The following is a 12,320-nucleotide window of genomic DNA, read 5'->3' as shown; positions in this document are numbered from 1 at the left end:
CGCGACCAACGGGGGGCAGGCATGACGCGAGTGACGCGATGTCCGGGGATGACAACCCGCTGCTGAGGGCTGCCGCCGACCGGATGGCATTCCTGGAGTTCGGCAGGCCAAGCGTCGCGGGAGTCTCCGACCTGGTTGTCGCTTCGTGGGAGCGCAGCCGGGATGCTGGCGTGGATGTCATTCGCCCGATCAGCACGTTCACCGATGCGGTCGACACCGATTCGCTGTTGGCGCGCACCGCGCGCCCCGTGCTGGAGCAGTTGGGCGACGACACCTCCGCCGCGCACCTGCCGCTGGCCATCGGCCTGACCGACCGCAAAGTGCGCGTCGTCCAACGGATCGACTCCTCCTCGACGGCCACCCGGCTGTTCGACCGGGTCCAGTACGCGCCCGGATTCGACTTCTCGGAGGCGGCCGTGGGCACCAACGGGGCCGGCACCGTCTTCGAGTCAGGCCAGGCCGCCAGCATCGTCGGCCCGGAGCACTACAGCGAGAGCCTGGAGAACTTCGCCGCCTGCGGCGCTCCGATCCTCGACCCGGTCACCGGCCGCGTCGAAGGCGTCGTGGCAATCGCCACCCTGACCCAGGCGTGGAACCCCGTCATGCACGTTCTGGTCAAGAACGCCGCAAAGGAGATCAGCCGCAACCTGCTGCTCGACCGCAGCCAGACACAACAGGCCGTCTTCGACGCCTACCTCCGCGTCACCGCCCGGTCGAACCGCGCGGCCGTGTTCGCCTTCGGCACCGCGCTGCTGATCGCCAGCCCCGCCGCCCAGCAGATGTTCGACGCCGCGGAACAGCAGGTGCTCCGCGACCACGCGACGTTCCTGCTGGCCGGCAGAGAACGCGCCAGCGACACCGTCGTCCTGCCGGGCAGCCAACGCGTCGTGCGGATTCGCGGGACCCGTGTCTTCGCCGGCGCGCAGGTCGCCGGGACGCTGATGATCGCCGAACCGGTGAGGTCTGGTCGTGCCGGGGCCGCCGGGCAGTCCCCCGTGCCCGCCGTGCTGCCGGTTGAGGTGCCCACGCTCTTCGGGTCGCCGCAGTCCCTGGCCAGCGGCCGCTCGCCGGCTTGGGTGCGGGCCTGCGGCGAACTGCGCGACGCACTGGAGAACCTGATGCCTGTCCTGCTGGTCGGTGAGGCCGGGGTGGGCAAATTCACCCTGGCGACGCAGCTTTTCCAGTCGGTCCATCCCGGTGGTCGCATCGTGACGGTAGACGCCGGACGGCACGCCAACGACGGCAAGGACGGTCCGCTACCCAACGATTCGGGCCAGCCCACGTTGTACATCGCCCGCAACGTCGACCAGGCCGACGCGGAGGACATCGGCGCGCTGGACAGGTATTTCGCGGTGGTCGAATCGGTCGATGCACCCAGCTGGAGGGTCGCCACCGTGTCCCACGACCCGGACGGGTCGGCGCCGGCGCTCGGTGCGCTCCTGGGGCATTTCGACGCAGCGATCACGGTGCCACCGCTGCGCTACCGTACCGACGACCTGCCGGGCATCGCCGCCGCGCTGCTGCGCGGGATCGCAGGCGAGCGCAGGGTGCGGCTCGGCCCGGCAGCGCACCGGCTCATCGGCCGCTATTCGTGGCCGGGAAACATCGCTGAACTGCGCGATGCCCTCGAACATGCGCTGCGCAAACGTCAGGTCGGCGAGCTCACCGACACCGATCTGCCCGGCTACTGCCAGAGCGTGTCCCGCCGCGCCCTGACTCAGCTCGAAGTCATCGAGCGCGACGCGATCGTCACCGCCCTGCGACAGGCCAACGGCAGCCGGGTGGCCGCCGCAGCGCAGCTGGGAATGTCGCGGTCAAGCCTGTACCGGAAGCTGAAGACCTACGGGATCACCACGTAGTCGTCGATTCCCTCCGGAACCGCCGCCCAATCGGTCACCGCACGGATGTAGGCACCGATCTGCCGCAGCGAACGGTTGGCCTCCGGCACTATCGGCGCGATCTGGAACACGTGCATCTGACCGGGCCACACCCGCAGCTGGACCGGAACACCGACGCCGGCCAGCCTGTTCGCCACCAGCGTGGCGTCGTGCAGCATGGCCTCGGACCCGGACACGTGGATCAGGGTGGGGCACAGCCCGGACTCGATGTGGTCGAGCGGTTCGAAGATCTCCTCGCGCGTGCCGTCGGCGCCCCGGCGCCTGGCGGCGTGGGTGATCAGGTCGACGAGCGCATCGAAGGCCTTGGCGGGGAACATCGCATCGGTGGCACTGTTGGGGTGCTCGCGCCTGGACGCCTTGGCGATCTGGGTCAACGGCGACATGCAGACGACGGCGGCGGGCTGTTCTGCCTCATCGAGCAGCCGTACCGCCAGCGCCAGCGCCAGGTAGCCTCCCGCGGAGTCACCGGCCACCACTATCTGGTCCGGTGCGTATCCCTGACTGCGCAGCCACTGGTAACCGTCGTAGCAGTCGTCGATCGCCGCGCCGACGGAGTGCTTGGGGATCATCCGGTAACTGACCACCAGCGCCGGGCTGTCGGCATACTTCGACAGCGTGGTGACCATCCGATCGTGGGTGTTGACTCCGCACGTCAAGAACGCGCCGCCGTGCAGGTAGAGCACAACGCGGCCGGTGCCGTCGGCGGGCCGCACACCGGCGGCGCGGACCAGCCGCGCCGTGCAGCGTGCCAACCGAACCGTGCGGCGAACGCTGCCCGGGGCGGAGGGGACGACCCGGGCAGCGTGGTCCAACAGGCCCCATGGCCAGGGCGCCTTCGGCAGTTGAGCGCCGATCGCCAGGATGGGCCGAATACTGAGACGCGCGGCCAAACCGGCCAGCTGGCCGGCGAGGCTGGGCCCGTTCTCCACCACCTCGTCCAGCATCGCGGGATCCCGGTGGTGGGCGGGGTTCGACGCGCTCCGACGGGCCCAGCCCGCCAGCGGGGTCACGTCGGCGGGGAGCCGGTCTGTACGCACAGCGGTGGTCATCGCTGTCCTGCCGGGCGCCGCGAATGTTTCGTCACGGTTAACAGCATGGGGGAAGCTGTTCACCTGCCGATGTCCCAAAATGAGACATTTCGCGTCGCGGCGACGCGTTAAAACAGCGAGATCTGCTCGCCGGCCGCCCCGGAATCGACGAACTCCTCGATGTCGGTACCGGAGACGACCCCGCCCGCCCGGCCCACGCACGCCATGAAGTCCTGGTCCGAGACCATCGGTACGCCCAGCTCGCGCGCCAGGTAACCCTTGCCCTGTTCGGGGCGGCCCTCGTTGCAGATCACCAGTGAGGTGTGGGCGTCGACGACGTCGCTGTAGGCCAGCCCCGCGTGCAGGATGCGTTCGACGAGCTCCTCGTGGGTGCGGGTGCACTCCGCCGACAACGCCACCCGCATGCCCTGCACCAGCGGGCGTCCCCGCACGTAGCGACCCGGGTTGAGGTAGGCACAGGGCATCCGCGACGCCAGCGCCTTCAGCGGTCGCAGTTCCTCGTGGGTGATGCGGCCGTTGGGCCACCGGCGCCGAGTCACCGGCCGCACCGGCAACCACACGTCACGCTCCCGGGCGCGCTGGAGCGCAGGCTCCAGCACCCCGGCCAGCACCCGCGCGTCATCGAGTGCGTCGTGCGCGCGGGTCTGGACGACGCCCCAATGCGCGGCCAGCGTCTGCAACCGCAGGTTGGGCAGGCCCAGGTCCAACCGCCGCGCGAGCTCCAGGGTGCACATCACCGAATCGACGGGCAGTACCGCACCGGCCATCTCCGCTTCGGCCGCCAGGAACGTGTAGTCGAACGCCACGTTGTGGGCCACCAGGGTCCGCCCCGGCAGCAGTGCGACCACCTCGTGGACCACGTCGGCGAACTGCGGCTGCCCGGCCAGCATCTCCGCGGTCAGCCCGTGCACATGGGTGGGCCCGGGGTCGGTGCCCGGGTTGAGCAGGTGCGACACCGACTGCTCCACCCGGCCGTCGGCGTCGAGCGCCAACGCGGCGACACTGAGCACCCGCGCTTGCCCGGGCCGAAACCCCGATGTCTCGACATCGACCACGACCCAGCCGTCGCCGGGTTCGCGAGCCGGTCGGCCCCACCGAGCACTCATGTGACGAGGATGGCATGCGGGTCGGACGATGGCCGGGCGGCAAGGGCCCGTGTCGGGGCAATTTAAACTTCCCAGGGCGATCGCAAGCACGGCGCCCGCGCCGCGCGCAGCGGGTCGCCCTAAACTTCCCAGGGCGATCGCAAGCACGGCGCCCGCGCCGCGCGCAGCGGGTCGCCCTAAACTTCCCGAGTGATCACCGCCCGAGGACGCCTGGCCCTGGCCGCCGGCGCGAGCGCCCGGTGGGCGTCGCGCGTGACCGGCCGCGGTGCGGGCGCGATGATCGGCGGTCTGATCGCGATGACCCTGGACCGATCGATCCTGCGTCAGCTCGGCACGGGGCGACGCACCGCGATCGTCACCGGCACCAACGGCAAGTCGACCACCACCCGCATGCTCGCCGCCGCACTGAGCGACCTGGGCGCGGTGGCCACCAACTCCGAGGGCGCCAACATGGACGCCGGGCTGGTTGCGGCGCTGGCCGCCGACCGCACCGCGCAACTGGCGGCGCTCGAGGTCGACGAGATGCACGTCCCGCACGTCGCAGATGCGGTATCGCCGGCCGTGGTGGTGCTGCTCAACCTGTCCCGGGACCAGTTGGACCGGGTCGGCGAGATCAACGCCGTGGAGCGCGCGCTGCGCAGCGGCCTGGCCCGTCATCCGGAGACGGTGGTGGTCGCCAATTGCGATGACGTGCTGATGACTTCGGCCGCCTACGACTGCCCCAACGTGGTCTGGGTCGCCGCGCGTGCCGGCTGGTCGGGCGACTCGGTCAGCTGCCCGCGCAGCGGCGAGGTGATCGACCGCCAGGAGGATCACTGGCGCTCCAGCGGTAGCGAGTTCAGCCGTCCCGCCCCGCAGTGGTGGTTCGACGACGACGCGCTCTACGGACCGGACGGGCTGGTGCTGCCGATGCGACTGGCCCTGCCCGGCACCGTCAACCGCGGCAACGCCGCCCAGGCCGTCGCCGCCGCCGTCGCCCTGGGCGCCGATCCGGCCAAAGCGGTGGCCGCGGTCTCCGCGGTCGACGAAGTGGCCGGCCGCTACCGCAGTGTGCGGGTCGGCGAGCACACGTTGCGGATGCTGCTGGCCAAGAACCCGGCCGGCTGGCAGGAGGCGCTGTCGATGGTGGACAAACATGCCGCGGGGGTGGTGATCGCTGTCAACGGTCAGGTGCCCGACGGCGAAGACCTGTCCTGGCTGTGGGATGTGCGCTTCGAGCACTTCGACACTGTGCCGGTGGTGGCGGCCGGCGAGCGCGGCACCGACCTGGCCGTGCGGCTGGGCTACGCCGGGGTACAGCACACCCTGGTGCACGACACCCTCGCGGCGATCGCGTCCTGCCCGCCCGGGCCGGTCGAGGTGGTGGCCAACTACACCGCGTTCCTGGCGCTGCAGCGGAGGTTGGGTGATGGCTGACACCGTTCGGATCGGGCTGGTGCTGCCCGACGTGATGGGGACCTACGGTGACGGCGGCAACGCGGTGGTGCTGCGTCAACGGTTGCTGATGCGCGGGATTCCCGCCGAGATCGTCGAGGTCACCTTGGCCGAACCGGTGCCGGAGTCTTTGGACCTCTACACCCTGGGCGGCGCCGAGGACTACGCACAGCGACTGGCCACCCGGCACCTGATCACCCACCCGGGCTTGCAGCGCGCGGCGGCGCGCGGAGCGCCCGTGCTGGCGATCTGCGCGGCCATTCAGGTGCTGGGGCACTGGTATGAGACCTCGGCCGGTGAGCGGGTCGACGGCGTCGGGTTGCTCGATGTGACCACCTCTCCGCAGGAGTCGCGCACCATCGGCGAGGTGGTGGCCACGCCGCTGCTGGCGGGGTTGTCGGCGCCACTGACCGGCTTCGAGAACCACCGCGGCGGCACCGTGCTGGGGCCGGACGCCGCGCCGCTGAGTGCGGTCACCAAGGGTGCCGGCAACAAGGCGGGCGACGGCTACGACGGCGCGGTGCAGGGCAGCGTCGTCGCCACCTATCTGCACGGGCCGTGCCTGGCCCGCAACCCGGAACTGGCCGATCTGCTGCTGTCGAAGGTGGTCGGCGACCTGGCGCCCCTGGAGCTGCCGGAAGTGGACGCGTTGCGCCGCGAACGGCTGGCTGCGCCCCGGCGGGTCTGACTACGGTCTGACCATGACCGATCAGAGCGCCGTCGCCCAGGCCGCGATCGCAATCTCCCAGCGCCTCGACGAGCGCCTGGCCGGCACCATCGGGGTCATCGAGGATCTGGTCGCCAAGGAGTCGCCGGACCTCACCAGCGATTCGTCGCTGCTGCAGCTGCTGCATGAGACCGTGTCGGCCAACGTCGACACGTACTTCTCGGCGATCCGGCACAACATTCCGGTGGCTGACATCGCGGCACCGCCGGTCGCCCTGGAACACGCCCGCCGGCTGGCGCAGCGCGGGGTGCCGGTCAACGCGTTGGTGCGCGGCTACCGGCTGGGCCACTCGGTGGCGCTGCAGCTGGTGCTGGAGGAGATCCGTTCTGCCGCGCTGGAACCCGACCTGAGCCTGAGCGTGCTCGGCACCATGTCGACGATCATGTTCGGCTATATCGACGAGATGTCGCAGCAGGTGTCGGCCGTCTATCAGGCAGAACGGGAACGCTGGCTGGAGAGCCGAAACGCGGTGCGCGCGTTGCGGGTCCGCGACATCCTCGCCGACGAGAGCCTGGACGTCGACGCGATGACGACCGCGATCCGCTACCCGCTGCGGCGCACCCACGCCGGGATCGTGGTGTGGTACCCCGACTCGGCCGGCGACCGGCTGGCGGCGGCGGAGGCCTTCGTCAAGAACCTGGCCGAGACGCTGCCGGTGCACGGGTCTCCGTTGTTCGTCCCGGCTGACAGCGCATGCGGGTGGGCGTGGCTTCCGCTGTCCTCGGACGCCGCAGACGACGTGGTGGAACAGATCCGCGCCTGCGCGCTTGCCGCGGAAGGCGAGCCGTGGGTGGCGATCGGCGATCCGCTGCCCGGAGTCGAGGGGTTCCGCCGGTCGCACCAGCAGGCGCTGGCGGCGAACGCCCTGGCGGTCGCCTCCGGCGAAAGCGCGAATCGGGTCAGTGCGGCCCGCGACCCCGGGCTTGGGGCAGCGGCCCTGCTCGGTGGCGACAACCTGACTGCCGCGCGGGCCTGGGTCGCCGAAGTGCTCGGCCCGCTGGCCTGCGCCACCGAGAGCGACGGCCGGCTGCGCGACACCCTGCGGGTGTTCTTGCGAACCGGATCCAGCTTCAAGGCGGCCGGGGAGCAACTCCATTTTCATGTCAACACCGTGAAGTACCGAGTGCAGCGGGCGGTCGAGCGCCGCGGCCGCCCGATCGCCGGCGATCGCTTAGACGTCGAGATCGCCCTGCTGCTGTGTCAGTGGTACGGCACCGCGGTGTTGTCTCCCGGAGACGAATAGTCGGCCGAATTCCGGCCGCGCGGGACGAGCGGCGAGGCTGCGGCGCTCCCTAATGTCAGGCACATCCGAAAACACGTGGTGTGACCGAGGCGAGGGGTTGAACGCGATGAGCACCGAGATGGCCAGCGAACCGAAGCTCTGGCAGGACAAGAAGCGTCACCTGTGGCTGTTGGGCCTGGTGGTGCCCACCATGCTGTTTTTGATGTTGCCGCTGGTGTGGGCCCTGAACCAGGCCGGCCTGCACACCGCGGCGCAGCTGCCGTTGTACATCGGGCCGATCCTGCTCTACGTGCTGCTACCGGCGCTGGACCTCTGGATCGGCGCCGACGGTCAGAACCCGCCGGATGAGGCGATGGCGGCGCTGGAGAACGACAAGTACTACCGCTACGCCACCTACGCCTACATCCCCTTCCAGTACGCCAGCGCGATCTTCGGCGCCTACCTGTTCACCGCCTCGGACCTGGGCTGGCTCGGGTTCGACGGGTCACTGGGCTGGCTGGGCAAGATCGGGGTCGCGCTCACCACCGCGACCGTGGCGGGGGTCGGGATCAACACCGCCCACGAGCTGGGCCACAAGCGCGAGTCGCTGGAGCGGTGGCTGGCCAAGATCACCCTGGCCCAGGTCTGCTACGGCCACTTCTACGTCGAGCACAATCGGGGCCACCACGTCCGGGTGGCCACCCCCGAGGACCCCGCGTCGGCCCGATTCGGTGAAACATTCTGGGAGTTCTTGCCGCGCAGCACTTTCGGCGGCATCCGCTCGGCGTGGGAGCTGGAAGCCCAGCGGGTCCGCCGGACCGGCAAGAGCCCGTGGAACCCGCGGACCTGGGCGGACAACGACGTGGTCAACGCGCTGGCGATGTCGGTGCTGTTCTGGGGCGTGATGATCGCGGTGTTCGGCGTGGCGCTGCTGCCCTACGTGCTGATCAACGCGATCTACGGGTCGTCACTGCTGGAGTCGGTGAACTACCTCGAGCACTACGGGCTGGTCCGCCAGAAGCAGGCCAGCGGCCGCTACGAGCGCTGCACACCGCAGCACAGCTGGAACTCCGACCACATGGTGACCAACCTGTTCCTCTACCACCTGCAGCGGCACAGCGACCACCACGCCAACCCCACCCGGCGCTACCAGACGCTGCGCAGCTTCGACGACTCGCCGAACCTGCCGGCCGGATACGGAGCGCTGATCGGGGTGACCTACTTCCCGCCGGTGTGGCGCAAGCTGATGGATCACCGGGTGCTCGAGCACTACGCCGGTGACATCACCCGGGCCAACATCCACCCCCGGGTGCGCGGCAAGGTACTGGCTCGCTACGGGGCGGTGGCCTGATGGCGGTTTATGAATGCCCGGGCTGCGGCTACCGCTACGACGAGGTCAACGGGGAACCCCGCGAGGGATTCCCGGCCGGCACGCCGTGGCAGCAGATTCCCGACGACTGGACCTGCCCGGACTGCGCGGTACGCGAAAAGCTGGATTTCGAAGTGATCGGAGTGAACTCATGAGCGACTACAAACTGTTCCGGTGCCTGCAGTGCGGCTTCGAATACGACGAGGCGCTGGGCTGGCCGGAAGACGGCATCGAGCCCGGCACCCGCTGGGCCGACATCCCCGAGGACTGGAGCTGCCCGGACTGCGGCGCGGCCAAGGCGGACTTCGAGATGGTGGAAGTGGTCCGGCCGTGAGCGGAGTGGTCATCGTCGGGGCGGGCCTGGCGGCGGTACGCACCGCCGAACAGCTTCGGCGCAACGGCTTTGGCGACCCGATCACGATCGTCGGCGCCGAAGCTCACCCGCCCTACGACCGGCCGCCGCTGTCCAAGCAGATGCTGCGCGGCGAGGTGGAGGACCCACAAGGCATAGCGTTGAAACCGGCGAGTTTCTACGACGACAACGGCATCACCTTGCGCCTCGGTGTCCCGGCTCTCGGTATCGACGCCGCGGCGCACACCGTGGAGCTGGCCGATGGACAGCTGATCGGCTACCAGCAGTTGGTGATCGCCACCGGCCTGGTGCCCAACCGCATTGCGGCGTTCGGCGACCTGGACGGCCTCTGCGTGCTGCGCTCGCTCGACGACTGTGTGGCGCTGCAGCGCCGGGCCGCGAGCGCACGCCGCGCCGTGGTGATCGGCGCCGGCTTCATCGGATGCGAGGTGGCCGCCAGCCTGCGCGGCCTGGGTGTGCAGGTGACGCTGGTGGAGCCGCAGCCCGCACCGCTGGCCGGCGTGCTCGGCGAGCAGGTCGGGGCGTTGATCGCCCGGCTGCACCGCGATGAGGGCGTCGACGTGCGCACCGGCGTGACAGTGGACGCCGTCTCCGGCGGCAACGGCGTCGAGTCGGTGACGCTTTCCGACGGCTCGGTGGTGGCGGCCGATCTGGTGGTGGTGGGCATCGGGTCACGCCCGGCCAGCGACTGGCTGGCCGGCAGTGATATCGCGGTGGCCGACGGTGTCGTCTGCGACGCGGTCGGGCGCACCAGCGCCCCCGATGTGTGGGCGATCGGCGACGTGGCGTCCTGGCGGGATGCGACCGGGAGCCAGATCCGCGTCGAGCACTGGAGCAACGTCGCCGAGCAGGCGAGGACCCTGGTGGCGGCGATGCTGAACCTGGAAGCAGTGGTGAGCCCGGGCGTACCCTACTTCTGGAGCGACCAGTACGACGTCAAAATTCAGTGCCTGGGACGGCCGCGCGCCGGCGACACCGTGCACGTGGTCGACGATGACGGTCGCCGCTTCCTGGCCTACTACGAGCGGGCCGGGGTACTGGTCGCGGTGGTGGGCGCCGGTATCCCGGAGAAGGTGCGGACGGCCCGAGCCGGGATCGCCGCCGGGGTGGCGATCACCGACGTGCTGCAGCCGGCCTAGGGGTGTGAGGGGCGCCACCCGCGGGCGTGGAGCGCCTCGGTGACGCGTTGGACGGTCTCTTGGGGGTTGTCCTCGTTGATCACCTGGATGTTGATCCAGCCCGCGCGTTCCAGTCTGCGCTGACGCTGGTGGTCTCTGACGTACTGCGCACGATCTTTCTGATGGTGTTCCCCGTCGTATTCGGCGGACACTTTGTAGCGCTCCCACCCCAGATCAAGCCATGCAAACGGCCAGTAGCGGCGGTCGCACACCGGGATCTGGGTGGTCGGGGTGGGCAGACCTGCGTCGATCAGCAGTAGCCGCAGCCAGGTCTCCTTGGGTGAGGCGGCGCCGGCGTCGACGAGCGGCAACACGGAGCGCAGCCGGCGTGAACCCCGTGCACCGCGGTGGTGCTTGGCGATCAGCAGCACGTCCTCGGTACCGAACGGAGTGGCCCGGGCCAGGGCGTCGAGCCGGGCCAGCGCTTTGCCGCGGGGCAGGTGGCGGCCAAGATCGTAGGCGGTGCGGGCAGGTGTGGTGACCGGTATGCCGGCGACTTGGGTGATCTCGTCGTCGGTCAGGGTTTCATCGCGGGCGATCAGGCCGCGCGGTGGGCGGGTATTGGACCAGATCAACTCGATGGGAATGTCGAGGTCAACCCAATCGGCGTGATGCAACGCAGAGGCCGCGACTCCCGCGATCACGCCTTTGCGCCCCGACCGCAGCCACGCCGCCTCGATCCGGTCACGGACCGTGAGCTCATGCCCGCCAGGCACGTAGACGTCCCGGAAGACGGCCCGGTGCCAGCGCCGAAGCTCGTGTTCGGTCACAACGCCCTGCGCCAGCGCTTCGCTGCCCAGAAATGCCGCCGTCATGGCGACATGCTGGTCCCACGCACCGACATTTGGCCTCGAACCTCCGCGAGGCTGTAGTTGGCGCGAGAAAGTGCGAGTAGCGGCCGCGCTAACTACAGGCTCGCGGGAGGCACCCCCGGGGTTCGCGGGAGGCACCCCCGGGGCTCGCGGGAGAGACGGGTCAGGCCATGGCGCGGCGGCCGGTGAAGGCCCGGCCCAAAGTCAGCTCATCAGCGAATTCCAGGTCGCCGCCCATCGGCAAACCGGACGCCAACCGCGTCACGCTGAGCCCGGGAATGTCACGCAGCACCCGCACCAAATAGGTGGCGGTGGCCTCGCCCTCGGTGTTGGGGTCGGTGGCGATGATCACCTCGCTGACGTCAACCCCGTCGACCCGCTCCCCGACCCGATTCAGCAGCTCACGCACCCGCAGTTGCTCCGGCCCGATCCCCGACAAGGGATCCAGCGCGCCGCCGAGTACGTGGTAGCGGCCGCGGAACTCCCGGGTGCGCTCGATGGCCGCGACGTCCTTGGGCTCCTCGACGACGCAGATCTGGGCGAAGTCGCGGCGGGGGTCCCCGCAGATCCGGCAGCGCTCCGCGTCGGAGACATTGCCGCACACCTCACAGAACCGCACCCCGTCGCGCACCTTGGTGAGCACCGCGGTGAGCCGGTCGATCTCCGGCGGCTCCACTGACAGCAGGTGAAACGCGATCCGCTGGGCACTCTTGGGGCCGATGCCCGGCAGCTTGCCCAGCTCGTCGATCAGGTCCTGAACCGGACCCTCAAACACCTAGGCTCCCGGCATGCCGAGCGCGCCGCCCATGCCGCCGGCCAGCGGCGAGAGCCGCTGCTGGGCCAGCGTGTGCGCCTTCTTCGAGGCGTCCGCGAGCGCTCCCACGAGCAGGTCCTGCAGGGTCTCGATGTCCTCGGGGTCGACGACCTTCGGGTCGATGTGCACCGCGAGCACCTCGCCGCTGCCGTTGGAGGTGACCTTGACCAGGCCGTTTCCGGCCTCCCCGTGCACCTCGGTGACGGCCAGCTCCTGCTGCGCCTGCAGCAGTCGCTGCTGCATCTGCTGAGCCTGGGCCAGCAACGCCGACATGTCGGGCGGGCCTCCTGGTTGCATGACACTCCCCTTGCGTTGTCGTGTGCGTGGTCTCGACTGGG

General features: G+C 69.9%; 13 protein-coding genes. 8 read left to right on the top strand and 5 right to left on the bottom strand.

The window, feature by feature from the left end; translation table 11 throughout:
• Positions 1-38 precede the first annotated feature (38 nt).
• On the top strand, positions 39-1,859 hold the full coding sequence (locus tag N416_RS0115635) for a sigma-54-dependent Fis family transcriptional regulator (RefSeq protein WP_024443041.1): 1,821 nt from the start codon (positions 39-41) through the stop codon (positions 1,857-1,859).
• On the opposite strand, the gene N416_RS0115630 is transcribed toward N416_RS0115635, so the two are convergent.
• A complete protein-coding gene (locus N416_RS0115630; protein ID WP_024443040.1) occupies positions 1,841-2,947 on the bottom strand; it encodes an alpha/beta hydrolase fold domain-containing protein in 1,107 nt (368 codons plus the stop codon). The genes N416_RS0115635 and N416_RS0115630 overlap by 19 nt on opposite strands.
• Positions 2,948-3,054: 107 nt before the next feature.
• Positions 3,055-4,053 (bottom strand): DEDDh family exonuclease, encoded by a 999-nt coding sequence (locus tag N416_RS0115625; RefSeq protein ID WP_024443039.1) that lies wholly within the window; start codon positions 4,051-4,053, stop codon positions 3,055-3,057.
• Positions 4,054-4,242: 189 nt separating this feature from the next.
• Between N416_RS0115625 and N416_RS0115620 the strand changes: the two genes are divergently transcribed.
• The 7 genes from N416_RS0115620 to N416_RS0115590 all read left to right on the top strand — a co-directional run bounded on the left by N416_RS0115620 (position 4,243) and on the right by N416_RS0115590 (position 10,317).
• On the top strand, positions 4,243-5,469 hold the full coding sequence (locus tag N416_RS0115620) for a Mur ligase family protein (RefSeq protein WP_024443038.1): 1,227 nt from the start codon (positions 4,243-4,245) through the stop codon (positions 5,467-5,469).
• Complete coding sequence (locus tag N416_RS0115615; RefSeq protein ID WP_024443037.1) at positions 5,462-6,175, top strand: type 1 glutamine amidotransferase; 714 nt, start codon at positions 5,462-5,464, stop codon at positions 6,173-6,175. The genes N416_RS0115620 and N416_RS0115615 overlap by 8 nt, the downstream gene beginning before the upstream one ends.
• A gap of 13 nt (positions 6,176-6,188) precedes the next feature.
• Positions 6,189-7,457: a CdaR family transcriptional regulator gene (locus tag N416_RS0115610; protein ID WP_036458203.1), complete on the top strand. Its 1,269-nt coding sequence runs from the start codon at positions 6,189-6,191 to the stop codon at positions 7,455-7,457.
• Positions 7,458-7,563: 106 nt separating this feature from the next.
• Entirely contained in the window at positions 7,564-8,787 is a 1,224-nt protein-coding gene (locus N416_RS0115605) for an alkane 1-monooxygenase (protein ID WP_024443035.1), read from the top strand.
• Entirely contained in the window at positions 8,787-8,960 is a 174-nt protein-coding gene (locus N416_RS0115600; RefSeq protein WP_024443034.1) for a rubredoxin, read from the top strand. The genes N416_RS0115605 and N416_RS0115600 overlap by 1 nt, the downstream gene beginning before the upstream one ends.
• The gene (locus N416_RS0115595) at positions 8,957-9,139 is read left to right on the top strand and encodes a rubredoxin (protein WP_024443033.1); all 183 of its coding nucleotides are present in this window, start codon (positions 8,957-8,959) and stop codon (positions 9,137-9,139) included. Before N416_RS0115600 ends, N416_RS0115595 begins: the two co-directional genes overlap by 4 nt.
• Positions 9,136-10,317 (top strand): NAD(P)/FAD-dependent oxidoreductase, encoded by a 1,182-nt coding sequence (locus N416_RS0115590; RefSeq protein WP_024443032.1) that lies wholly within the window; start codon positions 9,136-9,138, stop codon positions 10,315-10,317. Before N416_RS0115595 ends, N416_RS0115590 begins: the two co-directional genes overlap by 4 nt.
• Here N416_RS0115590 and N416_RS0115585 read toward each other — a convergent pair.
• From N416_RS0115585 to N416_RS0115575, 3 genes are all read right to left on the bottom strand, one after another.
• Complete coding sequence (locus tag N416_RS0115585; RefSeq protein WP_024443031.1) at positions 10,314-11,171, bottom strand: hypothetical protein; 858 nt, start codon at positions 11,169-11,171, stop codon at positions 10,314-10,316. The two genes, N416_RS0115590 and N416_RS0115585, sit on opposite strands and share 4 nt — an antisense overlap.
• 160 nt (positions 11,172-11,331) lie before the next feature.
• Complete coding sequence (gene recR, locus N416_RS0115580) at positions 11,332-11,943, bottom strand: recombination mediator RecR (RefSeq protein ID WP_024443030.1); 612 nt, start codon at positions 11,941-11,943, stop codon at positions 11,332-11,334.
• A complete protein-coding gene (locus N416_RS0115575; protein WP_024443029.1) occupies positions 11,944-12,279 on the bottom strand; it encodes a YbaB/EbfC family nucleoid-associated protein in 336 nt (111 codons plus the stop codon). It abuts the gene before it with no gap.
• Positions 12,280-12,320 lie beyond the last annotated feature (41 nt).

It is taken from the genome of Mycobacterium sp. UM_WGJ (assembly GCF_000455125.1).
In the GTDB taxonomy this organism is placed as follows: domain Bacteria; phylum Actinomycetota; class Actinomycetes; order Mycobacteriales; family Mycobacteriaceae; genus Mycobacterium.
Note: the sequence above shows the minus strand (reverse complement) of the source record. Positions and strands in the feature narration are given on the sequence as shown.